At 65.9% G+C, this 26291-nt stretch carries 27 protein-coding genes and 2 pseudogenes; 21 read left to right on the top strand and 8 right to left on the bottom strand.

Annotated elements, in window-relative coordinates:
• Nucleotides 1–50 precede the first annotated feature (50 nt).
• Entirely contained in the window at nt 51–428 is a 378-nt protein-coding gene (locus AC07P1_RS11870) for a winged helix-turn-helix transcriptional regulator (RefSeq protein ID WP_494696012.1), read from the bottom strand.
• A gap of 96 nt (nt 429–524) precedes the next feature.
• Here AC07P1_RS11870 and AC07P1_RS11875 point away from each other — a divergent pair, with 96 nt between their 5' ends.
• Both AC07P1_RS11875 and AC07P1_RS11880 read left to right on the top strand, forming a co-directional pair.
• Nucleotides 525–932, top strand: coding sequence for a DoxX family protein (locus tag AC07P1_RS11875; RefSeq protein WP_494696013.1), 408 nt, complete (start codon nt 525–527; stop codon nt 930–932).
• Nucleotides 933–943: 11 nt separating this feature from the next.
• On the top strand, nt 944–1690 hold the full coding sequence (locus tag AC07P1_RS11880; RefSeq protein WP_494696014.1) for an SDR family NAD(P)-dependent oxidoreductase: 747 nt from the start codon (nt 944–946) through the stop codon (nt 1688–1690).
• Between the two features lie 4 nt (nt 1691–1694).
• On the opposite strand, the gene AC07P1_RS11885 is transcribed toward AC07P1_RS11880, so the two are convergent.
• On the bottom strand, nt 1695–2744 hold the full coding sequence (locus AC07P1_RS11885) for an NAD(P)-dependent alcohol dehydrogenase (RefSeq protein WP_494696015.1): 1050 nt from the start codon (nt 2742–2744) through the stop codon (nt 1695–1697).
• Nucleotides 2745–2913: 169 nt separating this feature from the next.
• On the opposite strand from AC07P1_RS11885, the gene AC07P1_RS11890 reads away from it, so the two are divergent.
• A complete protein-coding gene (locus tag AC07P1_RS11890; RefSeq protein WP_494696016.1) occupies nt 2914–3843 on the top strand; it encodes an AraC family transcriptional regulator in 930 nt (309 codons plus the stop codon).
• Between the two features lie 19 nt (nt 3844–3862).
• Here the strand turns inward: AC07P1_RS11890 and paoC are convergent, their stop codons facing one another.
• From paoC to paoA, 3 genes and pseudogenes are all read right to left on the bottom strand, one after another.
• Entirely contained in the window at nt 3863–6073 is a 2211-nt protein-coding gene (paoC, locus tag AC07P1_RS11895; RefSeq protein ID WP_494696017.1) for an aldehyde oxidoreductase molybdenum-binding subunit PaoC, read from the bottom strand.
• A pseudogene (locus AC07P1_RS11900) lies at nt 6070–7021 on the bottom strand (FAD binding domain-containing protein). The gene paoC and the pseudogene AC07P1_RS11900 overlap by 4 nt, the downstream one beginning before the upstream one ends.
• On the bottom strand, nt 7018–7656 hold the full coding sequence (paoA, locus tag AC07P1_RS11905; protein WP_494696018.1) for an aldehyde dehydrogenase iron-sulfur subunit PaoA: 639 nt from the start codon (nt 7654–7656) through the stop codon (nt 7018–7020). Before paoA ends, AC07P1_RS11900 begins: the two are co-directional and overlap by 4 nt.
• Before the next feature lie 215 nt (nt 7657–7871).
• On the opposite strand from paoA, the pseudogene AC07P1_RS11910 reads away from it, so the two are divergent.
• Together AC07P1_RS11910 and AC07P1_RS11915 are read left to right on the top strand one after the other, a co-directional pair.
• Nucleotides 7872–8117: pseudogene (locus tag AC07P1_RS11910) on the top strand (AraC family transcriptional regulator); the annotation flags it as partial.
• A 22-nt stretch (nt 8118–8139) separates the two neighbouring features.
• Nucleotides 8140–8778, top strand: coding sequence for an AraC family transcriptional regulator (locus AC07P1_RS11915; protein WP_494696019.1), 639 nt, complete (start codon nt 8140–8142; stop codon nt 8776–8778).
• Nucleotides 8779–8800: 22 nt separating this feature from the next.
• On the opposite strand, the gene AC07P1_RS11920 is transcribed toward AC07P1_RS11915, so the two are convergent.
• Both AC07P1_RS11920 and AC07P1_RS11925 read right to left on the bottom strand, forming a co-directional pair.
• Nucleotides 8801–9526, bottom strand: a complete 726-nt coding sequence (locus tag AC07P1_RS11920; RefSeq protein WP_494696020.1) for a helix-turn-helix transcriptional regulator — start codon at nt 9524–9526, stop codon at nt 8801–8803.
• Nucleotides 9505–10446: an NAD(P)-dependent alcohol dehydrogenase gene (locus tag AC07P1_RS11925; protein WP_494696021.1), complete on the bottom strand. Its 942-nt coding sequence runs from the start codon at nt 10444–10446 to the stop codon at nt 9505–9507. The genes AC07P1_RS11920 and AC07P1_RS11925 overlap by 22 nt, the downstream gene beginning before the upstream one ends.
• 132 nt (nt 10447–10578) lie before the next feature.
• On the opposite strand from AC07P1_RS11925, the gene AC07P1_RS11930 reads away from it, so the two are divergent.
• The 5 genes from AC07P1_RS11930 to AC07P1_RS11950 all read left to right on the top strand — a co-directional run bounded on the left by AC07P1_RS11930 (nt 10579) and on the right by AC07P1_RS11950 (nt 15733).
• Nucleotides 10579–11187: a TetR/AcrR family transcriptional regulator gene (locus tag AC07P1_RS11930; protein WP_494696022.1), complete on the top strand. Its 609-nt coding sequence runs from the start codon at nt 10579–10581 to the stop codon at nt 11185–11187.
• A gap of 147 nt (nt 11188–11334) precedes the next feature.
• Nucleotides 11335–11976 carry a M17 family peptidase N-terminal domain-containing protein gene (locus AC07P1_RS11935; RefSeq protein ID WP_494696023.1) on the top strand — a complete coding sequence of 214 codons (642 nt, stop codon included), beginning with the start codon at nt 11335–11337 and terminating at the stop codon, nt 11974–11976.
• Between the two features lie 148 nt (nt 11977–12124).
• Entirely contained in the window at nt 12125–13642 is a 1518-nt protein-coding gene (locus tag AC07P1_RS11940) for a family 43 glycosylhydrolase (RefSeq protein WP_494696024.1), read from the top strand.
• Nucleotides 13643–13822: 180 nt separating this feature from the next.
• Complete coding sequence (locus tag AC07P1_RS11945; protein ID WP_494696025.1) at nt 13823–14620, top strand: SDR family NAD(P)-dependent oxidoreductase; 798 nt, start codon at nt 13823–13825, stop codon at nt 14618–14620.
• 36 nt (nt 14621–14656) lie between these two features.
• On the top strand, nt 14657–15733 hold the full coding sequence (locus AC07P1_RS11950) for an alkene reductase (RefSeq protein WP_494696026.1): 1077 nt from the start codon (nt 14657–14659) through the stop codon (nt 15731–15733).
• On the opposite strand, the gene AC07P1_RS11955 is transcribed toward AC07P1_RS11950, so the two are convergent.
• A complete protein-coding gene (locus AC07P1_RS11955) occupies nt 15712–16647 on the bottom strand; it encodes a LysR family transcriptional regulator (protein WP_494696453.1) in 936 nt (311 codons plus the stop codon). The two genes, AC07P1_RS11950 and AC07P1_RS11955, sit on opposite strands and share 22 nt — an antisense overlap.
• Nucleotides 16648–16758: 111 nt before the next feature.
• Between AC07P1_RS11955 and AC07P1_RS11960 the strand changes: the two genes are divergently transcribed.
• The 11 genes from AC07P1_RS11960 (at nt 16759) to AC07P1_RS12010 (ending at nt 26281) form a co-directional block, all read left to right on the top strand.
• Complete coding sequence (locus AC07P1_RS11960) at nt 16759–17745, top strand: 2Fe-2S iron-sulfur cluster-binding protein (RefSeq protein WP_494696027.1); 987 nt, start codon at nt 16759–16761, stop codon at nt 17743–17745.
• A gap of 25 nt (nt 17746–17770) precedes the next feature.
• Nucleotides 17771–18823, top strand: a complete 1053-nt coding sequence (gtdA, locus tag AC07P1_RS11965; RefSeq protein ID WP_494696028.1) for a gentisate 1,2-dioxygenase — start codon at nt 17771–17773, stop codon at nt 18821–18823.
• An 87-nt stretch (nt 18824–18910) separates the two neighbouring features.
• Nucleotides 18911–19612 (top strand): fumarylacetoacetate hydrolase family protein, encoded by a 702-nt coding sequence (locus AC07P1_RS11970; protein WP_494696029.1) that lies wholly within the window; start codon nt 18911–18913, stop codon nt 19610–19612.
• Nucleotides 19613–19614: 2 nt separating this feature from the next.
• Nucleotides 19615–20868, top strand: a complete 1254-nt coding sequence (locus AC07P1_RS11975; RefSeq protein ID WP_494696030.1) for an aromatic ring-hydroxylating dioxygenase subunit alpha — start codon at nt 19615–19617, stop codon at nt 20866–20868.
• Nucleotides 20865–21344: an aromatic-ring-hydroxylating dioxygenase subunit beta gene (locus AC07P1_RS11980; RefSeq protein WP_494696031.1), complete on the top strand. Its 480-nt coding sequence runs from the start codon at nt 20865–20867 to the stop codon at nt 21342–21344. Before AC07P1_RS11975 ends, AC07P1_RS11980 begins: the two co-directional genes overlap by 4 nt.
• 10 nt (nt 21345–21354) lie before the next feature.
• The gene (locus AC07P1_RS11985) at nt 21355–21669 is read left to right on the top strand and encodes a non-heme iron oxygenase ferredoxin subunit (protein WP_494696032.1); all 315 of its coding nucleotides are present in this window, start codon (nt 21355–21357) and stop codon (nt 21667–21669) included.
• A 26-nt stretch (nt 21670–21695) separates the two neighbouring features.
• The gene (locus AC07P1_RS11990; protein WP_494696033.1) at nt 21696–22862 is read left to right on the top strand and encodes an ABC transporter substrate-binding protein; all 1167 of its coding nucleotides are present in this window, start codon (nt 21696–21698) and stop codon (nt 22860–22862) included.
• 11 nt (nt 22863–22873) lie between these two features.
• Nucleotides 22874–23794 carry a branched-chain amino acid ABC transporter permease gene (locus tag AC07P1_RS11995; RefSeq protein ID WP_494696034.1) on the top strand — a complete coding sequence of 307 codons (921 nt, stop codon included), beginning with the start codon at nt 22874–22876 and terminating at the stop codon, nt 23792–23794.
• Nucleotides 23794–24813, top strand: a complete 1020-nt coding sequence (locus AC07P1_RS12000) for a branched-chain amino acid ABC transporter permease (RefSeq protein ID WP_494696035.1) — start codon at nt 23794–23796, stop codon at nt 24811–24813. The genes AC07P1_RS11995 and AC07P1_RS12000 overlap by 1 nt, the downstream gene beginning before the upstream one ends.
• Nucleotides 24810–25562: an ABC transporter ATP-binding protein gene (locus AC07P1_RS12005; RefSeq protein WP_494696036.1), complete on the top strand. Its 753-nt coding sequence runs from the start codon at nt 24810–24812 to the stop codon at nt 25560–25562. The genes AC07P1_RS12000 and AC07P1_RS12005 overlap by 4 nt, the downstream gene beginning before the upstream one ends.
• On the top strand, nt 25559–26281 hold the full coding sequence (locus tag AC07P1_RS12010; protein WP_494696037.1) for an ABC transporter ATP-binding protein: 723 nt from the start codon (nt 25559–25561) through the stop codon (nt 26279–26281). The genes AC07P1_RS12005 and AC07P1_RS12010 overlap by 4 nt, the downstream gene beginning before the upstream one ends.
• The last annotated feature ends 10 nt before the right edge of the window (nt 26282–26291 follow it).

Here is a 26291-nt window from a genome sequence, read left to right on the forward strand (position 1 = left end):
AAGCGGGCGCGCGCGGTGTAGGGAAATTCCGATGCGCCTGTCAGCCCATGCTAAACCTCTTTCGCCTGCCTGCCGCGCGCCGGCTTGGCCGGCACGCTGTTGCCGTATTCGCTCCACCAGGCCATCAGCGCCTGCATCGTCGGTCCCAGGCCGCGCGCCTTGTCCGTCATCTCATATTCCACGCGCGGCGGCACCTCGGCGAACACGGTGCGCGTCACCAGGCCGTCCGCCTCGAGCTCGCGCAGTTGCGCCGTCAACATGTGTTGCGTGATGCCCGGGATTGCCTTGCGCAGTTCGCCGAAGCGGTAGACGCGCTGGTTCAGCAGCCACATGATCTCCAGTTTCCACTTGCCCGACAACAGCGCGAAAGCGCGCCGCATCTCCTCGTGCATGTTGATTTCGACGCCTCCAATAGTCTGCTTTTCCATACTAAGCCTCGGTTTTTCATCCTACTTGCGGACTTTCATCTTAGGCGACATCCTTGCGCCAGTCGATACCGGACGCACTTTTTTCAGGGAAAAATCATGACCGAAATTTATCTGTATTGGATCAGCACGGCCTTGCTATCGCTGCTGTATCTCGCCTCCGCCATCACCCACGTCACCAAGCGCGCTTGGGTGCGCGAGGCGATCACCGGCTTCGGCTATCCGGGCTATCTGCTGCCGGTCCTCGTCGTGGTGAAGTTGCTCGCGGTACTGGCGATATTGCCGCGCTTCAGCGTCGCGCTCAGCGATCTGGCCTACGCCGGCATGTTCTATCACCTGTTGCTGTCGGCGCTGGCGCACATCGGCGTGCGCAAGCCCGCCGGCGCGGTGCCGGCGGCGGTGGGCCTGGTGCTGCTGGTGCTGTCGTTCGCCACGCAGAACGCCGCCCGCGATATGCCTTCCCCTTATGCGCCGCCCATGCCGGCGCATCAATTCAACCCTAACTAAAGGAGTTTTACATGGACCGACTCAAAGGAAAAGTAGCCATCGTCACCGGCGCGGGACGCGGCATCGGCCGCGCCACGGCCAGGCTGCTGGCGGCCGAAGGCGCGAAAGTGGCCGTGCTGTCACGCACCGCCGAAAACGTCGAGCGCGTGGTCGCCGACATCGAAGCGGCCGGCGGCACGGCGCTGGCGCTGGTCTGCGATATCGCCGACCCTGTCCAGCTCAAGGCGTCGGTGGACAAGGCCGCCGCCACGTATGGCGGCATCGATATCCTGGTGAACAACGCGTTCGATCCTTCGGCCGTCACGTCCTCGATACTGGATTTATCGGTTGAAAAACTGCAGCGGAATTTCGAGATGGGACCGATCTCTTATCTGCGCACCATGCAGGCGTGCCACCCGTACCTGAAGGCGAGCGGGGAAGGGCGTGTGATCAACTTCGGTTCGATGGCCGGCGTGGTCGGCCTGGTCGGTTATGGCCCGTACAACATGGCCAAGGAAGCCGTGCGGGCGCTGACCCGCTCGGCCGCCCGCGAGTGGGGCGCCGACCAGATCACCGTGAACAACGTGCTGCCGGTCGCCGACACGTGGGGCGCGGCGGCGAACAACGTCCCGCCGCCGGCCAACGCGCTGGGCCGCTACGGATCGCCGGAGGAGGACATCGCGCCGGTGGTGCTGTTCCTCGCCAGCCGCGACGCGCAGTTCATCACCGGCTACAGCCTCACGCCCGACGGCGGCATGATCATCGACAGCGCGCGCTAGGACCTCAGGCCGCCAGCGTGGCGGTATCGATCACGAAGCGGTAGCGGACGTCGCCCTTGAGCATGCGCTCGTAGGACTCGTTGATCTGGTCCGCCCGCACCAGTTCGATGTCGGCGACGATGCCGTGCTCGGCGCAGAAGTCCAGCATCTCCTGGGTTTCCGGGATGCCGCCGATCATCGAGCCGGCGATCGCGCGCCGCTTCATGATCAGGTTGAAGACGTTGGGCGACGGATGCGGCGTCGCCGGCGCGCCCACCAGGGCCATGGTACCGTCGCGCTTGAGCAGCACCAGCAAGGCGTCGAGGTCGTGCGGCGCCGCCACCGTGTTGAGGATGAAGTCGAAGCTCTTGGCGTGGGCCGCCATGTCGTCTGCGTTTTTCGAGACGACCACCTCGTCGGCGCCCAGCTGGATCGCCGCCTCGCGCTTGGCGTCCGAAGTGGTGAAGGCCACCACGTGGGCGCCCATCGCGTGGGCCAGCTTGATGCCCATGTGGCCCAGGCCGCCAATGCCAACCACGCCGATTTTCTTGCCGGGACCGGCGTTCCAGTGGCGCAGCGGCGAGTAGGTGGTGATGCCGGCGCACAGCAGCGGCGCGACGGCGGCCAGTTGTTCCTCCGGATGGCGCACCTTGAGCACGTAGCGCTCGTGCACGACGATCTTTTCCGAGTAGCCGCCCAGGGTCCAACCCGGCGCGTCCGGCGTCGGGAAGTTGTAGGTGCCGACCATGTTGTCGCAATAGTTTTCCAGGCCGTCGTCGCACTCGGCGCAATGCTGGCAGCTGTCGACCAGGCAGCCGACGCCGACCAGGTCGCCGACCTTGTGGCTGGTGACGTGGGCGCCGACCGCCGACACCCGGCCGACGATTTCGTGGCCAGGCACGCATGGATACTGCGTGCCGGCCCATTCGGCGCGCACCTGGTGCAGGTCCGAGTGGCAGATGCCGCAAAAGGCGATGTCGATCAGGACGTCGTGGGCGCCGGGCGCGCGGCGGGTGATGGCCAGCGATTCGAGCGGCTTGTCGGCGGCGTGGGCGCCGTAGGCTTGTACTTGCATGGGAAGACTCCTTGGTGCGTTTGAACAGATGGTCATTTTCCGGATCCGGGCGTTCGATCGGTAGCCCGTTTCGCCGGATTTCTTGCCTGATCCCGCAGCCGCCCGGTCTTTTGGTAGTCAGCGGCCCGCCCGGGAAGCTAGAATTCGTGCAAGGAGGAAGTGAGTGGAAATGACAGCGACAGACAACACGGCGGCGCCGCGCGGCGCCCATCACCCGGCGCTGACCCGCATCATTGAAAGTCGGGTGAGCGGCACCGGCGACTACGAGACGGCGATTCCGAATCTGCGCTTTTTCCGGCGCGACGAGGTTGCGCCGCCGACGATTTGCATGGTCGAGTCGAGCATCGTGTTCGTCGCCCAGGGGGCGAAGCGCCTGTGGGTCGGTGGCGAGGGATATACGTATGACAGCTCGCGGCTGCTGGTGACGTCGCTGGACCTGCCCGGCGGTTCGGAGGTGCTGGCGGCCAGCGCGCAGCAACCATGCATGGGGCTGGCGTTGAAGCTTGATATGCGCGTGCTCGCCGAGCTCATCGCCCAGGGCGGCTTGCCGGCGCCGGACGGGGCGACGGCCGGCGCCGGCATCGGCATCGGCGCGGCGACGGCCGATATCCTCGCGCCCCTCGAACGGCTGCTGGCGCTGCTGGACGACCCGCAGGCGATTCCCGTCATCGCGCCATTGATCCAGCGGGAGATTTATTATCGGCTGCTGCGGGGCGACCAGGCGGCGCGCCTGCGGCGGATCACGGCCGTGGACAGCCAGGGGCATCGGATCACGAAGGCCATCGAATGGCTGAAATCAAATTTCGCGCAGTCGTTGCGCGTCGAGGACCTGGCGGCGCGGGTGCAGATGAGCGCGACGACGTTCCACCAGCATTTTCGGCAGCTGACCGCCATGAGTCCTTTGCAGTACCAGAAGTGGCTCAGGTTGAACGAGGCGAAGCGCTTGATGCTCAACGAGGATCTGGACGCCGCCAGCGCGGCCTACAAGGTGGGCTACGAAAGCCCGTCGCAATTCAGCCGCGAGTACAGCCGCCTGTACGGCTTGTCGCCCAAGCGCGACATCATGGTGATGCGCGGCCGGGCCACCGAGGGAGCGTAACCCTGGTGGCCGTTGCGCTTTACGCCACCTTCGGTAACTTGCCGATCAACTTATCCAGTGTGATCGGATACTCCCGCACCCGTATTCCGGTGGCGTTGTACACCGCGTTGGCGATGGCCGCCGCCACGCCGCTGATCCCCAGTTCGCCCACGCCCTTCGCCTTCAAAGGTCCGGCGGTGGCGTCGGCTTCGTCGAGGAAGATGGCGTCCAGGTGCGGAATGTCGGCGTGCACCGGCACCTCGTAGCCCGCCAGGTCATGGTTGACGAAGTAGCCGACACGCTTGTCGATCACCATGTCCTCCATCAGCGCGGCGCCGGCGCCCATCGTCATGCCGCCGATGATCTGGCTGCGCGCCGTCTTGGGATTGATGATGCGCCCGGCCGCGCACACTGCCAGCATGCGCCGGATGCGGATCTCGCCGGTGTAGGCGTCCACCGCCACTTCGGCAAAGTGTGCGCCGAAGGTCTGCTGCGCGAAGCGCTGGGCCAGGTCGCCGTACTCCATCTTGTCCTCCCCAACCAGCTCGCGTTGGCGCGCGGCGGACTGCAAGGCCACGCTGCGTCCGCCCCATTTGACCTGGCCTTGGACGAAGGTGGCGTCGGCCACGTTGAAGCCCAACTGTTTCGCCACCGCCTCCCGCAACTGGACGCAGGCGGCGTAGACGCCGGCGGTCGACGAGGCCGCGCCCCACTGGCCGCCGGAACCGGCCGACTCCGGAAAGCGCGAGTCGCCCAGGCGCACCACCACCTGGTCCAGCGCCACGCCCATCATCTCGGCGGCGGTCTGCGCGATGATGGTGTAGCTGCCAGTGCCGATATCGGTCATGTCGGTTTCCACCGTCACCACGCCGCGCTTGTCCAGCCGCACGCGCGCGCCCGAGGCCATGACGGGCGCGCCACGGATGGCGGCGGCGACGCCGTAGCCGATCAGCCAGCGCCCGTCGCGCCGGCTGGCGGGACGTTCGGGACGCCGGCTCCAGCCGAAACGTTCGGCGCCGGTGTTCAGGCAGGCGATCAGCTGGCGCTGAGAGAACGGACGCTTAGGGTCCTCCGGATCGACCTGCGTATCGTTGCGGACCCTGAATTCGATCGGGTCGATCTTCAGCTTTTCGGCCAGTTCGTCCATGGCGATTTCCAGCGCCATCATGCCCGGCGCCTCGCCCGGCGCGCGCATCGCGCTGCCTTCGGCCAGGTCCAGCTGCGCCAGTTTCAGTTGCGTCATGCGGTTGGCGCCGGCGTACAGCAATCGGGTGGGGGCGGTGGCCGCCTCCGGGCGTCCGCCGGCGATATTGCCCGACCAGCTCTCGTGGCCGATGGCGACGATGTCGCCCGCCGCCGTGGCGCCGATGCGGATGCGCTGTATCGTCGCCGGCCGGTGGGTGGCGTTGTTGAACATGAGGGGACGCTGCAGCGCCACCTTGACCGGACGCTTCGCGGCGCGGGCGCCCAGCGACGCCAGCACGGCGTCGCACAAGATCGTGCCCTTGCCGCCGAAGCCGCCGCCGATGTACGGCGACACCAGGCGTATGTCTTCAACCGCGATGCCCAGCGTTTTGGCCAGGTCGCGCCGGCCCCAGTTGACTTGCTGGATCGCCGTCCACAGCGTCAGCTGGTCGCCGTTCCAGGCGGCGACGGTGGCGTGCGGCTCCATCATCGCGTGGGCCTGGTCCGGTGTGGTGTAGGTGGCGTCGAGCTTGACCGCCGCGCCGGCGTAGGCGCCGGCGAAATCGCCGATGCCCGTTTGCGCGGGCGGCCTGAACTTGCCCGGTTTCGGCGGCTGCGCCCCGTCCCGCGCCGCCTCCAGGTCGAAGGCGCCGGCGCTGCGCGTGTAGCGCACGTTGATCAAGCTGGCCGCCGCCCGCGCCTGCTCGAAGGTCTCGGCCACCACCAGCGCGACCGCCTGGTGATAGTGGTCGACGGCGGGACCGGCCAGCGCGCGGTCGGCATAGAACTCACCCTTGTCGAGCTTGCCGGCGTTCTCGGCGGTGACCACCGCCAGCACGCCCGGCGCGGCCTTGGCGCGGGCGATGTCGATGCCGTCGATGCGGCCTTTGGCGATGGCCGCGCCCAGCACATAGCCGTAGGCCGCGCCGGGCGCCGCCGCGTGCTGCTCGTAGGCATAGGTCGCGGTGCCGGTGACCTTGAGCAGGCCTTCGACACGGTCGACCGGTTTGCCGACCACGCGCAACTGGTCGATGGGATTGGTGGTGGCGGGTTTATCGAATTTCATGACTTGGCCTTTCCGCCATCGGCGATGATCGATTGCAGCGTGCGTTCGGCCAGGGCGACCTTGAACGCGTTCTCTTTGGTGGGGGCGGCCTTCCCGAGCAGGCTCGCGATGACGGCGCGGGCGCCTTGGGGCAGGGCGGCGTCTCCCGCCGCGCTGCGCCAGGGCTGGTGCGCCACGCCGCCCAGCGCCACGCGGCCGTTACCGTCGGGTTGGGCGATCGCCGCCACCGACACCAGCGCGAACGCGTAGGAGGCGCGGTCGCGCACCTTTTGATAGTGGTGGCGTCCGCCGACAGGTGCCGGCAGCACCACCGCCGTAATCAGTTCGCCCGGTTGCAGTGTGTTCTCCAGGTGGGGTGTGGCGTCCGGCGGCCGGTAAAAGTCGGCGATGGGAATCCGGCGGCCGGCGCCGTCGGCCCGCACCGTCTCGACGACGGCGTCGAGGGCGCGCATGCCGACCGCCATGTCGCTGGGGTGGGTGGCGATGCAGGCGTCGCTGGCGCCGACCACGGCGAGCTGCCGGCTATAGCCGCCGATGGCGGAGCAGCCGCTGCCCGGCTGGCGCTTGTTGCACGCCTGGTTGGTGTCGTAGAAGTAGGGGCAGCGGGTGCGCTGCAGCAGGTTGCCGGCCGTGGTGGCCTTGTTGCGCCGAGGCCCCGGCCAGCAGCGCGCGCGACAGTACCGCGTAGTCGCGCCGCACGGTCGCGTCGGCGGCCAGGTCGGTGTTGCGCACCAGCGCGCCGACGCGCAGGCCGCCCTCGGGCGTCGGTTCGATCCGGTCCAGGCCGATGCCGTTGACGTCGATCAGGTGGGCCGGCGTTTCGATTTCCAGCTTCATCAGGTCGAGCAGGTTGGTGCCGCCGGCGATGAAGCGGGCGCCCGGGTTGCGCGCCGCCGCCTCGGCCGCCTCGGCGGGATTGCGCACGCGCTGATAGGTGAACGCTCTCATGCCTTGCCCTCCGCCACTTCGGTGATCGCCTCGATGATGTTGGAGTAGGCGCCGCAGCGGCAGATATTGCCGCTCATGCGCTCGCGCAGTTCGTCCGCCGTGACCACGGGGATGGTGGTCAGGCTCGCGCTGACATGGCTGGGCACGCCGCGTTTGATTTCATCCAGGGCGCCCACGGCCGAGCAGATCTGTCCCGGCGTACAGTAGCCGCACTGGAAGCCGTCGTGCTTGACGAAGGCCGCCTGCATTGGATGCAGTTTCGCCGGCGTCCCCAGGCCCTCGATGGTGGTGATCCGGTCGCCATCGTGCATCACGGCCAGGGTCAGGCAGGAATTGACGCGGCGGCCGTTGACCATCACCGTGCAGGCGCCGCACTGGCCGTGGTCGCACCCCTTCTTGGTGCCGGTCAGATGCAAATGCTCGCGCAGGGCGTCGAGCAGGGTGACGCGCGTGTCGAGTTCCAGTTGGCGCGTTTTGCCGTTCACTTCAATCGAGGTTGTGGTCATCGACGGGGCGCTGGCGGTGGTGGCGGTGGCGCCGTGCGCGGCGCCCGGCACCATGGTCGCGGCCACGGCCGTGGAACTGGAGACCAGGAAAGTGCGTCGTGTTACGTCGGGGCCGATAAGGTTTTTCATTGGCGAACTCCGGTGGCCGGTGGCGGAAACGCGTTCGGGCGTGATTGCCTGATCGCGCAGACCAGTGTGACGGCTCACCGGGCTGAACGGTATCCCGTTCCTCTAGATTGATTGCCTGATACTCTGCCCCCGCATGTTCCGCTAGCCAGTTGCCACCCGCACTCGGTATCATCGAAACGAAAACAGGGAGGATCACTTTGTCATCTGGCTCATCAGTGGAGAAATCGGTCGACACGCTGTGCGACGAGCTGGCGCGCAAATGCGCGCCGTTCGCGTTGGCGAAGGAAAATCCCACCGTCATTCCCCAGCTGACGTTGTACCGCCACACGGCCGCCACGCAGCCGCTGCCGATCACCTACACGCCCAGCATCGCGCTGGTGGTGCAGGGGAGCAAGCATGTGCATCTGGGGACCAACACCTTCGTCTACGACCGCTCGCGGTTCTTGCTGACTTCGATCGAGCTGCCGGTGACCAGCCAAGGTGATGGAGGCGAGCGAGGCGGTGCCGTATATGTGTCTGCGGCTGGGGCTGGACATGCGGCTGGTGGCCGATGTGATCGCCGGCACCGAACCCGGCGTTGCAGGCACGGGGAGCGATTCGTTCGGCATGGAAACAGGCGAGGCGACGGCCGACATCATCGGCGCCTTCGGCCGGCTGGTCGACGCGCTGCATACGCCCCGCGACGCGCGTTTCCTCGGTGAACTGCTGCAGCGTGAAATCATTTACCGGGTGTTGCAAAGCGAGGCGGGAAGCCGGCTGCGCGCGATCGCCACCAGTGGCGACCACAGCCACCGGACCGCCAAGGCGGTGGCCTGGGTCCGGGCCAACTTCACCCAGGCTTTGCGGGTGGAAAATCTGGCGGCGGTGGCCGGCATGGGGGTGTCGACCCTGCATCACCATTTCCGCCGGCTCACGTCGATGAGTCCGCTGCAATATCAAAAGCAGTTGCGCTTGCAGGAGGCGCGCCGCCGCATGCTGACCGACGGCCTGGACGCGGCCAGCGCCGCTTTCGAGGTCGGCTATGAAAGCGCCAGCCAGTTCAACCGGGAATACAGCCGCGTGTTCGGGCTGTCGCCGATGCGCGACGTGCGGGCGCTGCGCGACCATGGCGGCGCGCTATGAATAAGTAGCGCGGCCGGCGCCGTCACGCGCAATCGGACCGGTGGCAATGCAGCTTGGCCCGCGTGTGCCATTCCTTGACCAGCTGCCGGCGGCTGGCCTCGTAGCGCTCGTCCAGGAATTCCGCCTTCACGACGCGTGCGGCGTGGAACATGTGGAAGTCGCCCAGCGACTCGCACCAGGCGGCGATGAAGCGTTGCGCGTCGATGAAGCCGAGGATGATGGGCCAGATGACGCGTTCGGCCGCGTTGCCGTCCTCGCCGGTGTAGAGGACGCGCATTTTGCGCTGCTCGCGGATCGCCTCGCGCACGCGCGCCAGGTCGAGGCCGGCGGGATTGTCCGGCTGCCGGCTGATATACAGCGTATTGTCGTTGAGGGCGCGCCGCATGTCCGGCGGCAGCACCGCGTCGATCTTGGCCAACGCGTTTTGCACCGCGTGCGCCAGGCCGTCGTCGGTCTGGCGGCTGACCCACTGTGCGCCGGCCACCAGCGCCTGGATCTCCTCGGCCGTGAACGACAGCGGCGGCAGCAAAAATCCCGGCCGCAGGATGTAGCCGACGCCGGGTTCGCCGTCGATATCGGCCCCCATGCTTTGCAAGGTGACGATGTCGCGCCGCAGGGTGCGGATCGATATGCCGACCTCGCGCGCCAGCACGGCGCCGGCCACCGTGCCACGGTGGCGGCGGAGAACCTGCATGAGGTCGAATAGTCTTTTGCTTCGTGACACGGTCACTCCATTTTGACGAGGCATTTGCCGCCGGTTTTCAGCCCGGCCTCCAGCTCCGCGATCAGCGCGGCGGCCGCCTCCAGCGGCACCACGCGGCCGATCGGCAGGCGCAATTTTCCTTCCGTCGCGGCGCTCGCCAGCTTGTCGAGCGTGTCGAACCTTGGCGCGCCGACGATGGGCTTGAGGCGGCGGTTGAACAGCGCGCGGATGAACTTGCTCGGCGTCGGATGCAGGTCCAGGAAGGCGCCTGTCTTGTTGAGCAGACCCATGGCTTGCTCGACGGTCAATTTTTCGGCGGTGTCGATGACGACATCGTAGCGCTCCCCGATCGCCGACAGGTCGATGGCGCGGTAGTCGTACACGGTTTGCACGCCGAGCGCGCGCATGCGCTCGATATCCGCCGCGCCGCAACTGCCGGCCACGGTGGCGCCATGCATGCGCGCCACCTGCACGGCCGCTTCGCCCACGGCGCCGGCGCAGCCGTTGATGAACACGCGCTGGCCGGCGGCCAGCTTGGCCTTGTCCATCAAGCTGCCCCAGGCCGTCATGCCCGGCGTGCCGAGGCAGGCGGCGTCCTCGAAGGACACGCCGTCGGGTTTTTTGGCCACGAATATTTCCTTGGTGATCAGCGCCTGGCCCAGCGCGCCGCTTTCCTTGAAGCGCGACAGGCCGAAGACGGCGTCGCCGGGCTGGAGGCGCGTCACGTCCGGGCCGACTGCGATGACCGTGCCCGAGAAATCGAAGCCCATGGCGCGTGGAAATTTTTGTCCTGTCATCATCTTCATCACGCCTTGGCGTAGTTTCCAGTCGATCGGATTGATCGCGGCGAAGTGGACCCGTATCGCGACCTCGCCCTTGCCCGGCGTGCCCAGGTCGAAATTTTCAAGCCGCATCAGTTCAGGGCCGCCGTACTGGTGATACTGGAGTCGTTTCATCGTGCTCATGGTGGAATCTCTTGTGTAGTGGAAAGAGATCCAGTGTAGAGCGCCATGGTGCCAGATTATGGCACCATTGTTGGCCACGAGTCGATCCGGAAAATCATAGACGACTGGTCTAGTTGTGCTATAGTGGCGACCATGGGCACAACAACCACCTCCGACAACGTCGATGTTCGCGGGAACATCCTTGCCACCGGCCAGCGCATCATGGCGGGCAAGGGCTTTTCGGCCGTCGGCCTGAACGAGATCCTGGCCACGGCCGGGGTGCCCAAGGGATCCTTCTACCATTATTTCGGTTCGAAGGACGCGTTCGGCGAAGCGATGCTCGAAGCGTACTTCGAGGACTATCTGGCCGACATGGACGCCACGCTCGGCCAGTCCGGTTTGACGATGGCGCAGCGCCTGACGAATTACTGGCAGACGTGGCAGAACTCGCAGTCGTTCCACGATTGCCAGGGCAAGTGCCTGGCCGTCAAGCTGGGCGCCGAGGTGGCGGACTTGTCCGAGGCGATGCGCTTGTCGCTGAAACGCGGCACGGCCGGCATCGTCGGCAGGCTGGCCGGCGCGATCGAGGACGGCGTGGCCGACGGCTCGCTGTCCATCGACGGCGATGTCGAGGAAACGGCGCACAGCCTGTACCAGCTGTGGCTGGGCGCCAGCGTGATGGTGAAGATCGTGCGGGAGACCACCCCGTTCGAGTCCGCGCTGCGGACGACCAGGCAGATTTTGCATTTACCTGCGGCTTGAGCGGGGCATAGAGCCGCCGAGCTATTCAAGCGGATCGGTTACGCACCAAGCAGCACGTCCGGTTTTTCCCGTCCCTGTCTTTTGGAGGGTTCGGTGCGGCGCGTCGCGGCGGTAAGATCGGACCTTCGCCGATATCGAGACCGAGACATGACCGCCACCGACCACGCCGCAGCTTCCGCTCCCGTACGCCTGCCGATCGGCACCGCCGATGGCGTCGTCTTCGACGTGGTCGCCTGGGGGCCGGCTTATGCCGATGTCGACTTCAGCGTCGCCTGCATGTTCGAGCACGAAGTCGGTGGCGCGCCCATCGCCGGAGGATTGCTGGGACTGGACCAGGCGCTGGGCGGCCATTTGACCCGCATGCGCGCCGCCGGCGCCTTCCGTGCGCAGCCGATGGAAACCATGCTGATCGCGTCGCCCCCGCCCGCCATGATCCCGCGCGCGGTGCTGGTGATCGGGTTGGGCGATCCGGCCACGCTCGATGCGGAACGGCTGCGCCAGGCCACCCGCGTCGCCATGCGCGAAGCGATCCGCCACGGCGCCCGTTCGATGGCCTTCGCGCCCAGCGTGCTCGACGCCGGCCACACCGACAACGCCGCGCTCGACATGCCGGCGGTGATGTTGGACGGCATGCTGAGCGCCTTGCGCGCCGAACTGGCGCTGGCCACGGCGGACTTGGCGCCGCCTCCCGCACTCCGCCATTGCACGTTCGACGTGGGTGCGGCGCGCGTGGCCGGCGCCGCGCAGGCGTTTTCCGCCGCGTTTTCAGCCACATCGGCGCGGCGTTAGGCAGGCGACAATATAGAAAAAATCAGAAGATTGATCAGGAACAGTTTGTCGAACTATTACAGTCGGTCAATGCACTGAACGATGAGCGTTCAAAGCCCGCGTAGTCGGGTCGTGCATTTCGAACTGTCTTATTTCCTGGAGAACGACAATGACTACTTTTCTGGCTTTGATGGCCCGTTGCATCGCGGTCGCCGGTGTGGCGGCAGGTATCCTCGGCGCACCGGCGCAGGCGGCGCCCAAGTTGATCAAGAACGACACGTTCTGGAGAGACACCAACAATAACCCGATCTATTCGCAGGGAGGCGGCATCCTCAAGGTCGGCGCGACCTATTATTGGTACGGCGTCAAATACGACGGGGCGGTGACGTACGCGGCCAATCCGGTGTCCTCCAACAGCAACACCGGCTTCAACGCGATCACCGTGTATTCGTCGACCGATCTCGCCACCTGGAAGTTCGAAGGCAACGCGGCGTCCACCGGGCCGGTCGGCGGGCCGTGGGAATCGGGCAACTGGATCGGCCGCCTGGGCGTGGTCTACAACAAGAACACGAATAAATACGTGCTGATTTCCCAGATCTGGTCGCCGACCCTGGGCAGCGGCGTGCTGTTCGCCACCAGCAGCACGCCGGTCGGCCCCTTCGTGTTCGACCACATCCAGCCGCAGATCACCAACGTGGTCACGCCGGCCACCGGCGACCAGACGATTTATACCGATGACGATGGCTCGTCGTATCTGATCTTCAGCAACGCCAACGGCCGCGCGCGCTCCTACGTGGCGCAAATCCGCGCGTCCGATTCGCTCAACATCGAGCCGGCCGTCAACATCGCGCTGAACAGCGCGGGCCGCGAGGGCAACGCCTTGTTCAAGCATAACGGCGTGTACTACTTCTGCTCGTCGGAGCTGCACGGATGGAACGCGTCGCAAACCTACTGCCGCTCGGCCAACGCCATCAACGGCCCGTACACGGCCGAGTTCGTGCTGGACGGCTCGCAGGGGGACTTCTCGCATGTGTCGCAGAACGGCTTCTTCATCCAGGTCAACGGCAGCGCGGCCAGCACGGTGCTGTACGCGGGCGACCGCTGGAGCGATTTCGCCGGCAACGGCATCGGCTACAACCAGTGGGTGCCGCTGTCGTTCAACGGCACCACGCCGCGCTTCAATTCGCTGAGCCAGTTCAACCTGGACGCGGCGACGGGGACCTGGACCGTTGGCGCGGGCAACAACTATGCGATCAATCCAAGCTTCGAGGCGGACCGGGTGCGGCAGAACGCGCTGGCCGGTTGGTCGACGTGGACCAATCTGACCGACGCCAATCCGAATAACAATTTGTTGCGCGGGCATACGGGGCGTTGGAACGCGGAGCAGTATCACACCGCCGCTTACTCGGCCAGCCGCTACCAGGATTTGACGGGTCTGCCGAATGGCACCTACACGCTGACGGCCTGGGTGAAAAGCAGCGGCGGGCAAAGCATAGCCCGCATCTATGTGAAGAACTTTGGCGGCTCGGAGCTCGTCTCGAGCATCAACACGGCGATCCCGAACTGGACGCAGGTCACGATACCCAACATCCAGGTCACCAACGGCAAGGCCACCATCGGCATGTACCAGGTGGCCAACGCCGGCAACTGGATCAATGTCGATGATTTCTCGTTCACCAAAAACTAGCTGGCGCGCGACCGGCCGCCACGTATGCGTGGCGGTCGCGTGCAGGCGTGGGAAAAATAGTATATGATGATCGTCATGTTCAGTAAGGCAACCCCATTCGCCGCAAGCCTCTTACAAGCAACGCGGCGGCTTTTTTAAGTAAAAATATGATGATCGTCATATCCAAAAAAAGGAAAAATCATGTCTACCAATGCTCGTAAAATCGCTGTCGTCACCGGCGCATCCTCTGGCATCGGCGCCGTCTACGCGGACCGTCTGGCCCAACGTGGCTACGACCTGGTGCTGGTGGCCCGCCGAGCGGACCGCCTGCAATCCCTGGCCGGCAGCCTCGCGGCCGCGCATGGCGTCAACGTCGAGCCGCTGGTCGCCGACCTGGCCACTGAAGCGGGGCAGGAGAGCGTCGCCACGCTGCTGTCGACCAATCAGGCGATCGCGGTACTGGTCAATAACGCCGGCCTCGCGCGCCTGGCGCCGGTGGCCGACAGCAGCAGGCAGGATCTGTCGTCGCAGCTGACGCTCAATATCCTCGCGCTGACCAAGTTGACGCGCGCCGTGCTGCCAGGCTTCAAGCAGCGCAACGAGGGCACGATCATCAACATCGCATCGGTATTGGGGCTGCACACGCTGCCTATCAGTTCCGTCTACAGCGGCACCAAGGCTTTCGTTGTGGCGTTCACGCGCGGTCTGGAGCAGGAGCTGGAAGGCACCCGCGTGAAGGTCCAGGCGGTGCTGCCGGCGGCCACCGCCACCGAGCTGTGGGACCCGTCCGGCGTGCCGCTGGCGGCGCTGGCGCCGGAGACCGTCATGACGGCGGAGAACATGGTGGACGCGGCGCTGGCGGGACTCGATCTGGGCGAGGGCCTGACCTTGCCATCGGTCGCCGACACGGCCTTGTTCCAACGCTACGAGGCCGCCCGTGTGGCGCTGTTCACCGCCGCGCAAACCGGCAAGGTCGCACCGCATCTGCAAAAGCGTTGATCGATTCAATCCCCCCAAAAAAAAGGATACCCGAACATGTTATTTGATACTTTCCCGTTGCGTGACGTCAAACTCGCCAACCGCGTGGTGATGTCGCCGCTGACCCGTAGCCGCGCGGTCGACAACAACACGCCGAACACCTTGATGGCCACGTACTACGCGCAACGCGCCGGCGCCGGCTTGATCATCACCGAAGGCACCTCTCCATCGCCGAACGGCTTGGGCTACCCGCGCATTCCGGGGCTGTTCAACGCCGGCCACGTCGCCGGCTGGCGGCTGGTCACCGACGCCGTCCACGCCAAGGGCGGCAAGATCGTCGTGCAGCTGATGCACACCGGCCGCGTGACGCATCAGGACAACCTGCCGCCCGGCGCCGTGGTCATGGGACCGTCGCCCGAACCGTGCCCCGGCGTGATGCACGTCGACGACAAGGGCGACGTGCCGCATACGCCGCCGCGCGCGATGACGGAGGAGGACATCGCCGCCACCGTCGCCGAATACGCCACCGCCGCCCGCCTGGCCATCGACGCCGGCTTCGACGGCGTCGAACTGCACGCGGCCAACGGCTACCTGCTCGAGCAATTCCTGAACGCGAACATCAACAAGCGCACCGACGGCTACGGCGGCACCGCCGAGGGACGCAACCGCTTGGTGCTGGAGGTGGCGCGCGCCGCCGCGAAGGAGATCGGCGCCGAACGCGTGGGCATCCGCTTGTCGCCGCATGGCGTGGTCAATGCCGCCGGCGCCTTCGACGGCGTGGACGGGCAGTACCTGGCGCTGGTCAAGGAGCTGTCGGACCTGGGCCTGATGTATGTGCACGTGCTGGATCATTCGGCAATGGGCACGCCGCCGGTGCCGGCCGCGCTCAAGGCCGATCTGCGCGCCGCGTTCAAGGGACCGTTCATCCTCGCCGGCGGCTTCGACAAGGCCGGCGCGCGGCAGGCGCTGACCGATGGCCTTGCCGACTTGATCGCGTTCGGCCGTCCGTTCATCGCCAACCCGGACCTGGTCGAGCGCATGCGCGCCGATAAACCATTGAGCGCGCCCGATCCGGCCACGTTCTACACGCCGGGTGCGAAAGGCTACACGGACTATCCGGCGTCGTCGGACTGAAGATCCGCCCGTCCATCCGCGAAGTGATCGAAGATCAGGCTGCGCAGCCATTGGCTGACCGGATCCTTGTTGAACTTCGCGTGCCAGAAGACGTTGATGTTAATCTCCGGTAGCTCCAGCGGGTGTGTGATGTAGCGCAGGCCGAACGGCTCGACGCAGGCCATCGCATAACGTTCCGGCACGGTGGCGATCATCGTGCTGTTCGACAGGATGTGTCCCACCGCGACGAAGTGGGGCACCGTCAAGCCGATATTGCGCTTGATGCCCTGGCGCTCGATGGCGATGTCCGCGATGGCGTGGCCGGTGCCGCTCGATACCACCGTCACGTGGTCGGCGTCGCGGAACTCGTCGACCGTCATCGATTCCTTGTCGAGCGGATGCCCCTTTCGGAACATGCACACATAGCGCTGCCGGAACAGGCGGCGCTGGAAGTAGCCGGTCTTCAGCTGCGGCAGCAGGCCGATGGCCAGGTCCACGTGGCCGGCCTCCAGTTCGTCCTGCAGATTGACCGCCGTGTTGCGCACCGTGCTGACCGTGATGCCGGGCGCGTGCCGGCGCAGCACCTTCATCAGCTTGGGCAGGAAGTACACCTCGCCGATGTCCGTCATCCCCAGCGTGAATTTGCGGGTGCTCGTCGCCGGATCGAAATGCGCCACCTCGTTGAGCGTATCGTAAATGGTCGACAGCGCGTAGCCGATCGGTTCGGACAGCCGCAGCGCATACGGCGTCGGCTCCATGCCGCGCGCCGTGCGGACGAACAATTCATCCCCCAGCAGCACGCGCATGCGCTTGAGCGCGTTGCTGACGCCCGGCTGCGTCATGCCCAAGACCTCCGCCACCTTTGAAACGCGCCGCTCGGCGAGTAGCTGGTTGAACACGAGCAGCAGGTTGAGGTCGATATCTTTCAGTTCCATGGCGTGAGTAGTATTGCGGTCAGTGATGTGTTGCATTCGCGGAATGCTATATATTTATATTACTCGCGTTTCTATACTTTGCCCATCACTTCGACAGATGGGGCAGCAGTCATGGAATTAGTCGTGCAACCGTTGGGACGCATCCTGCAGGTGGAGGCCGGCGCTAATTTGCTGGCCGCGCTGCGCGAGCACCAGGTTCCCATTTCCTATAGCTGTACCGCCGGCCGCTGCGGCACCTGCCGCTGCAAGGTGCTGCAAGGCGACGTGCACGAGATGGGCCGCGAAGCGAAGATCACGGCCCCCAATGACGAGGGCTACGTGCTGGCCTGTATGAGCAGCGTGACCGGCAACTGCGTGGTCGAGGTGCCCGAGCCGGACGAGGTGGTGGTCCACCCGGCGCGCATCATCAAGGCCACCGTGCTGGCGATCGAGCCGATGACGCACGACATCCGCCGCCTGCGCCTGAAACCCGCCAAGCCGCTGGACTTCTCCCCCGGCCAATACGCCACCCTGCAATTCGGACCGGAACTGGTGCGCCCCTATTCGATGGCCAACGTTCCGGGCGACGATGAGCTGGAATTCCACGTGCGGCTGGTGCCGGACGGCCGCGTCACCGGCCATATCGACCGCGTGCTCGCCGTGGGCGACGCGGTGCGCGTGAGCGGTCCGATGGGCACCGCCTACCTGCGCCGCAAGCACGAGGGGCCGATGCTGTGCGTGGCCGGCGGCACCGGCCTGGCGCCCGTGCTGTCGATCGTGCGCGCCGCGCTGGCGGACGGTATGGCACAACCTGCCCACCTGTATTTCGGCGTGCGCACACCGCAGGATATCTATGGCCTGGCGTGGCTGGAGCAGCTGCGCGAGCGGCACGCGAACCTGCACCTGCACGTGGTTGTCAGCACCGGCAACGACGATCCGCGCCGACGCGCCGGCGTGGTCACCGCCGCCGTCAGCGCCGACTGGCCAAGCCTGGCCGGCTGGCGGGCCTACCTGTGCGGGGCGCCGCCGATGGTGGAGGCGGCCGCGATGCTGGTCAAGCGGCGCGGCGTGCCGCCCGAGCACGTGTACGCCGACGCCTTCTACGCCAGCGCGATCTAAAAATAATCAACCGAGGAGACCCTATATGAACAAGGACAACGGCGAGCGGCAGGAATTCTACCGGCGTATCGACCAGCACCACATGACCCCATTGTGGGAAGTGCTCGGCGCGCTGGTGCCCAAGCAGCCGGCCAGCCCGCTGCAGGCGGCGCTGTGGCGCTACGCCGACGTGCGCGAACACGTGATGGAGGCGGGCCGCCTGATCACCGCCGCCGAGGCCGAGCGCCGTGTGCTGATCATGGAAAACCCGGCTCTGCGCGGTAATTCCTCGATCACGCAGTCGCTGTACGCCGGCCTGCAGTTGATCATGCCGGGCGAGGTGGCGCCGGCGCACCGCCACGCGCAGTCGGCGCTGCGGCTGGTGCTCGACGGCGAGGGCGCCTATACGGCGGTCGACGGCGAGCGCACCACGATGCGGCGCGGGGACTTCATCATCACGCCGTCGTGGACCTGGCACGACCACGGCAACCTGGGCGACCAGCCGGTGGTATGGCTCGACGGCCTGGATATTCCCACGGTGCGCTTCTTCGACGCCGGGTTCGCCGAGCATGGCGCGCAAGCCACGCAGGAGGCCACGCGGCCCGAGGGCGACGCGCAGGCCCGCTACGGCAACAATATGCTGCCGGTCGATTTCGCGCAGACGGCGGCGCAGCCGACCAAGGTGTTCGTCTACCCGTTCGCCAGGACGCGTGAGTCCTTGCTGGGCATATCGGGCGGCGCCATCGACGCGCACTTCGGCCACAAGCTGCGTTACGTGAACCCTGCCACCGGCGCCTCGCCGATGCCGACCATCGGCGCCTTCGCACAGCGCTTGCCGGCCGGCTTCGAGACGCTGCCATACCGCAGCACCGACAGCACCATCTACGTGTGCCTGGAAGGCGCCGGCAGTGCCGACATCGGCGGCTTGCGTTTCGACTTCGCGCTCAACGATGTCTTCGTCGTGCCGTCCTGGCAGGTGCTGCGGTTGAAGGCCGGCCCCGACACCATCCTGTTCAGTTTCTCCGACCGACCCATGCAACAGGTACTTGGCCTATGGCGCGAAGAAAAAATGGCGTCCGCCGCCACGACCACTAAATAAAAAACCATCCGAGCCACGTAGGGCGGATTGGCGAAGCGTAATCCGCCATGCAAGCGCCGTCCGCGGCACAATATTTTGGAGACAACCATGAAATACGCAGTCGATCCCGCCCCCGTCTACAGCCTCGCCATCGCCGGCAGCGACCAACGCTTTCCCGTCAACCGCATCTTCTGCGTCGGCCGCAACTACGCCGCCCACGCGCGTGAAATGGGCCGCGACCCGGACCGCGAAAAGCCGTTCTTCTTCATGAAACCCGCCAACGCCACCGTGCCAGCGGGCGTCGGCGAAACCACCATCCCATACCCGCCCAAAACCGCCAACTTCCACCACGAGATCGAACTGGTGGCCGTCATCGGCAAGGGCGGCGCCGACATCCCGGTCTCCCGGGCGCTGGAACACGTCTTCGGCTACGCCGTCGGCCTGGACATGACCCGCCGAGACATCCAGCTCGAAGCCCGCGACAAGGGCCGTCCATGGGAGTTCGGCAAATCCTTCGCCAAGTCCGCGCCGATCGGCCCGATCTCCACCGTGGCGGACGTCGGCCACCTGTCCGAAGGCCGCATCGCCGTCAGCGTCAACGGCGCGCCGCGCCAGGATTCCGACATCTCCAAGTTGATCTGGTCGGTGGCCGAATCGATCGCCTACCTGTCGGAGTACGAGGCGCTGGAGCCGGGCGATGTGATCATGACCGGCACCCCCGAAGGCGTGAACGCCGTGGTGGCCGGCGACGTGATGGTCGGCGAAGTGGCCGGGCTGTCGCCGATCACCGTACGGGTCCGGGGAGCGTAACCATGGCCGCCGTGTTTCCGATCAAACCCGTATGGGACCAGCCGGGATCGAGCCGCATTCCGTTCTGGGCATACACCGACGAGTCGCTCTACAAGCGCGAGCTGGAACGCATGTTCTATCAGGGGCACTGGTGCTATGTCGGCCTGGAGGCGGAGATTCCGAATCCCGGCGACTACAAGCGCTCCGTCATCGGCGAACGTTCCGTGATCCTCACGCGCGCCGCCGACGGCAGCGTCAACGTGGTGGAAAACGTCTGCGCGCACCGCGGCATGCAGTTCTGCCGCGAGCGTCACGGCAACAAGAAGGAATTCGTCTGTCCGTACCATCAATGGAGCTACACGCTGAAGGGCGACCTGCAAGGCGTGCCTTTCCGGCGCGGCGTGAAACAGGACGGCAAGGTCAATGGCGGCATGCCGAAGGAATTCGACACCGCCGACCATGGCCTCAACAAGCTCAAGGTCGCGGTGCGCGGCGGCGTGGTGTTCGCATCGTTCGACCATGACGTGGAGTCGCTGGAGGACTTCCTCGGCCCCGACATGTGTCGCTACTTCGACCGGCTGTTCGACGGCCGCAAGCTGACCATCCTGGGCTACAACCGCCAGCGCATTCCCGGCAACTGGAAGCTGATGCAGGAGAATATCAAGGACCCGTACCATCCGGGCCTGCTGCATACGTGGTTCGTCACGTACGGCCTGTGGCGCGCGGATAACAAGTCGGAACTGAAGATGGACGCGCACCACCGCCACGCGGCCATGATCTCCACCCGTGGCCAGCAGGCCGCCAGCAGCGAGGTGACGGCCGGCGTGACCAGCTTCAAGGCCGGCATGGAGATCAACGACAAGCGCCTGCTCGACATCGTGCCCGAGGAATGGTGGAAGGGACCGACCGCCGTGATGATGACGGTGTTCCCGAGCGTGATCTTCCAGCAGCAGGTCAACAGCGTGTCGACCCGCCACATCCAGCCGAACGGCAAGGGCTCCTTCGATTTCGTCTGGACCCACTTCGGCTTCGAGGACGACACGCCGGAGATGACCGGGCGGCGTCTGATCCAGGCCAATCTGTTCGGCCCCGCCGGTTTCGTCTCGGCCGACGACGGCGAGGTGATCGAGCTGTCGCAGAACGGCTTCGAGCAAAAGCCCTACCACCGCACCGTCGCGGAACTGGGCGGCTACGGCGCCGAGAACACCGACCATATGGTGACCGAGACGCTGATACGCGGCATGTACGAGTACTGGAGAAAGGTGATGGACGTATGAGCGCACTGGACTTCGATACCTGGCTCGCCCTCAACCGCCTCTATGCCGAATACGCAGCGGCCGTGGACAGCGCCGACTGGGATAAATGGATAGACCTGTTCGTGGAGGATTGCGACTACCGCATCCAGCCGCGCGAAAATCATGAACGCGGCTTCCCGCTGTCCACGCTGGCGCTGCTCAGCAAGGGCATGCTGCGCGACCGCGCCTACGGCATCAAGGAGACCTTGTTCCACGATCCCTATTACCAGCGCCATGTGACCGGAGCGCCGCTGGTGGAAAGCGTGGCCGATGGCGTGATCGTGGCCCAGGCGAATTACGCCGTGTTCCGCACCAAGCTGTCGCAGGAAAGCTCGGTGTTCAACGTGGGACGTTATCTGGACCGCATCCGCGTCACCCCCGAGGGGCTGCGCTTCGAGCAGCGCCACTGCATTTACGACACCGAGATGATCGCCAATTCGCTGATCTATCCAATCTGAGGAGGCACCCATGGCAAACAACTGGATCGACGCGGCCGCCGAAGCCGACGTGCCGGACGACGATGTGACGTCGGTGGCCGCCGGCGGCGTGGAGCTGGCGCTGTACGGCGTGGCCGGCGAGGTGTTCGCCACCGCCAGCCTGTGCACCCACGGTAACGCGCGTTTGTGCGACGGTTTCCTGGACGGGCACGAGATCGAATGCCCGCTGCACCAGGGGAAGTTCGACATTCGCAACGGCCACGCCACCTGCGAGCCGGCGACCGAGGCGGTGCGCATTTATCCCGTTAAGATAGAAAACGGCCGGGTCTACGTGGACCTGGGCTGATCCAACAACTATAACAAGGAGACAAAATGAACAAAAAAACCATCATCGCCGGATGCGCATTGCTGCTGGCGGCACAAATGCCGGTCCAGGCACAGATCAAGATCGGTTTCTCGGCACCCTTGTCCGGTCCGGTGGCCGTGGTGGGGCAGGACCAGTACGACGGCTTCATGCTGGCGGTGGAGCAGGGCGGCGGCAAGCTCGGTGGGCAGGCCGTGACGGTGCTGAAGGAGGACGATCAGCTCAAGCCGGAAGTGGGCAACCAGATCGCCCGCAAATTCATCGACAAGGAACGCGTGCACGCCATCGTCGGCCTGGGCTTCTCCAACGTGATGATGGCCAGCCACAAGGTGATCGTCGATTCCGGCACCGTCGCCATCTCCACCAACGCCGGCCCGTCGCCGGTGGCCGGCGCTCTGTGCGCGGCCAACGTGTTCTCGGTCGCCTGGCAGAACGACGGCGCGGCCGAAAGCATGGGCAAGTTCATGCAGGAGAAGGGCTACAAACGCGTCTACCTGATGGCGCCGAACTACCAGGCCGGCAAGGACATGCTGCTGGGCTTCAAGCGCTACTTCAAGGGCGAGGTGGTCGACGAGGTCTACACCCAGGTCGGCCAGTCCGACTACTCGGCGGAGATCGCGCAGCTGCAGTCGGCCAAGCCGGACGCGGTGTTCGCCTTCTACCCCGGCGGCATGGGCGTCAACTACATCCGTCAACTGAGCCAGGCCGGGATGCTGGCCAAGCTGCCGAATTTCTCGGTCTTCACGGTCGACGGCACCACCATGCCGGCGCTGCAGGGCGCAGCCGTCGGCACCACCTTCGGCGCCATGTGGGATGCCGCGCTGGACACGCCGGAAAACCGCGCCTTCGTTTCGGCCTTCAGCGCGAAGTACAAGCGCGTGCCGAGCGAGTACGCCGCGGCCGCATACGACGCCGGGCGCCTGCTCGACGTGGCGCTGCGCAAGGCGGGCGCGCAGGCGGGCGACAAGCGCGCGCTGGCCGCCGCCGTGAAGGCGGCCGGCTCGGAGTTCAAGTCTGTGCGCGGTCCGTTCCAGTTCAACAAAAACAATATGCCGGTGCAGAACTACTACGCCTTCCAGGTGGCCAATGTGGGCGGAGTGCCTACCGTGAAGGTGCTTGCCACCCCGTTGACGGCGCATGCCGACAGCTACCAGTCCAAGTGCGCGCTGCGCTAAGGTAGAACGGCATGACCCTCAACCTCCTGCTCACGCAGCTGCTCAACGGCTTGCAGTTCGGCGTGCTGCTGTTCCTGCTGGCGGCCGGGCTGACGCTGGTGTTCGGCATCATGAGCTTCGTTAACCTGGCGCACGGCTCGCTGTACATGCTGGGCGCCTACTTCGCCGCCACGGCCTACCAGCACACCGGCTCCTTCGGACTGGCGCTGCTGGCCGCCGTCGCCGGCTGCGTGGTGCTCGGCTTCGCGCTGGAAAGGGTGGCGATCTCGCGGCTGTACGGGCGCGATCACCTTGACCATGTGCTGGCCACCTTCGGCCTGGTGCTGTTCTTTAACGAGATCGCGCGCATCATCTGGGGCCCACAGCCGTACTTCCTGCCGCTGCCCGCTTTCCTGGAAAGCACCGTTGACCTGCTCGGCATCACCTATCCAAGCTACCGCTTCGCCATCATCGTGGTCGGCCTGGCGGTGGCGGTCGGCGCGCACCTGCTGATGCACAAGACGCGCCTGGGCATGTTGATACGCGCCGGCGCCGTCAATCCGGCGATGGTGTCGGCGCTGGGCGTGGACATCAAGCTGCTCAACGCGGTGCTGTTCTCGCTGGGCGCCGCGCTGGCGGGACTGGCGGGCGTGATGGCCGGTCCGATCAACTCGATCCAGACCGGCATGGGCGAGCCGGTACTGATCACCGCGCTGGTGGTGATCGTCATCGGCGGCATTGGCTCGGTCAGCGGCGCCTTTTACGCGGCGCTCATCGTCGGCATCGCCGACACGCTGGGCCGCGCCTTCCTGCCAACGCTGCTGCGCGAACTGGCCAGCCGCGACACGGCCAACGCCGCCGGACCGGCGCTGGCGTCCATGCTGGTCTATCTGCTCATGGCGCTGGTGCTGGCGCTGCGCCCGCAAGGCCTGTTTCCCGCCGGGAGGACGTGATGACATTCTTCGACAACCTGCGCAAGCCGGCCACGCTGGTGCCGCTGTTGCTGCTGCTCTTGCTGGCGCTTGTGCCGCTGGCGGCCGGATTGGCCGACCAGCCATTCTACGTGGCGTTCTTCGCCCGCATCATCATTTATGCGATCGCCGCCAGCGCGTTGAATGTGGCGCTGGGTTTCGGTGGCCTGGTGAGTTTGGGCCACGCGCTGTTCCTCGGTATGGGCGCCTATAGCGTCGCGATCCCGGCCTACCACGGCATCGACAGTGGCTGGGTGCATCTGGCCGTGTGTATCGCGTCCTGCGGCTTGGTGGGGCTGTTCACCGGCGCCATCAGCCTGCGCACCACCGGCATCGGCTTCATCATGATCACGCTGGCGTTCGCGCAAATGGGTTACTTCGTGTTCGTCAGCCTGAAACATTACGGCGGCGATGACGGCACGCCCATCACCGGCACCAGCCGCTTCTTCGGCCAGGACCTGGGCCAGCCGCTGCTCGTCTACGGCGTGGCGTTCGTGCTGCTTTGCCTGGTGCTGTGGTGGACCGCGCGCTTGCGGGTCTCGCCGTTCGGCATGGTGCTGCGCGGTGCGCGCCAGAATCCGCGCCGCGTCAACGCCGTGGGTTTTCAGGCCAGGCGTTATCAACTGGTGGCGTACGTGATGTCGGCCGTCCTGTGCGGGATCGCCGGCATGTTGCTGGCTAACCTGACGGCGTTCGCCTCGCCGGCCACGCTGAGCTGGATCATCTCCGGCGACTTGATCGTCATGATCGTGCTGGGTGGTTTGGGCACGGTGTTCGGGCCCTTGCTGGGCGCCGTCGCTTTCCTGGGCGCCGAGGAGGTGCTGAAAATGGTCACCGAGTACTGGCCGGCGATCTTCGGCCTGGCGATCTTCATGGTGGCGATGCTGCGCACGGCCGGCCTGGCCGGCCTGCTCGAAAAACTGGGCGCGCGCGGACCGCGGCCGGCACCTGTAACCACACCCGCCGCACCGGCCGACCGCGTCCTGGGAGAACACGCATGAGCATCCTGAGAACCGAAGCGTTGGTCAAGCGCTATGGCGGCATTCTCGTCACCGATTCGGTGTCGATCGATATCCGTCCCGGCGAACTGCACGCCATCATCGGTCCCAATGGCGCCGGCAAGACCACGCTGATCAACCAGCTGTCCGGCGAACTGGCCTCGAACGAGGGCAAGGTCTGGTACGACGGCGAGGACGTCACCGGCCTGCCGATCCATGCGCGGGCGCGGCGCGGGTTGCTGCGTTCCTACCAGATCACGTCCATCTTCGAGGACTTCACGGTGCGCGAGAATGCCGTGCTGGCGGCCATCGGCGCGCGCGAACATGGCTGGCGCTTCTGGCAGCCGATGATGTCGCGCGGCGCGCAGGTGGACGCGGCCGACGAGGCGCTGCGCGACTGCGGCCTGTCCGCGCGCGCAAGCGTGCCGGCGGCGGACCTGGGCTACGGCGAACGCCGCCAGCTCGAACTGGCGATGGCGCTGGCCGCCCGGCCCAAGTTCCTGCTGCTGGATGAACCGATGGCCGGCATGAGCGTGCAGGAGTCGGCCGCCGTGGTGTCCATGCTGGCAGGGCTCAAGGGGCGTTACTCCATCCTGCTGATCGAGCACGACATGGACGCGGTGTTCGCGCTGGCCGACCGCATCACCGTTCTGGTGTACGGCAAGGTTCTGTTCTGCGGCACGCCGGACGAGATCCGCAACCATCCCGAGGTACGCGCCGTGTACCTGGGCGAAGAGGAGGTCGTGGCATGACGACATTATTGGAAGTACGCGACGTGCACGCGTCGTACGGCCACGCGCAGGCGCTGTTCGGCGTCAGTTTCGACGTGCGCGCCGGCGAAGTGGTGACCCTGCTGGGACGTAACGGCATGGGACGCTCCACCACGATCAAATGCTTGTTCGGCATGCTGCCGCCGAAGTCCGGCGCCATCGCATTCGGCGGGCGGCCGCTGGCCGGCATGGCTTCGCACCACATCGCGCGGCTTGGGCTGGGACTGGTGCCGGAAGGGAGGCAAGTGTTCCCCAATCTGTCGGTGGAGGAAAACCTGGTGGCGACGGCGCGCGCGCCGCGCCACCGGCAACCGCAATTGCAGCCCTGGACGCTGGATCGCGTCTACCGTTTCTTCCCGCGCCTGAAGGAGCGGCGCGGCAACCATGGCTGGCAGCTATCCGGCGGCGAGCAGCAGATGCTGGCGATCGGCCGCGCGCTGATGACCAATCCGCTGCTGCTGGTGCTGGACGAGGCCACGGAGGGCCTGGCGCCCATCATCCGCGCGGAGATCTGGGCCGCCCTGGCGGCGTTGAAGGCGGAAGGACTGTCGCAAATCGTCATCGACAAGAACGTGGGCGCCTTGCTCAAGTTCGCCGACCGGCACTTCGTGCTGGAAAAAGGCAAAGTGGTCTGGCAGGGAAGCTCGGACGCGCTGCGCGCCGACCCCGCCGTCGTTCAGCAATATATGGGAGTCTCATGATGGAAGCGTC

The sequence above is a fragment of the Duganella sp. GW821-FHT07F09 genome, from assembly GCF_059418705.1.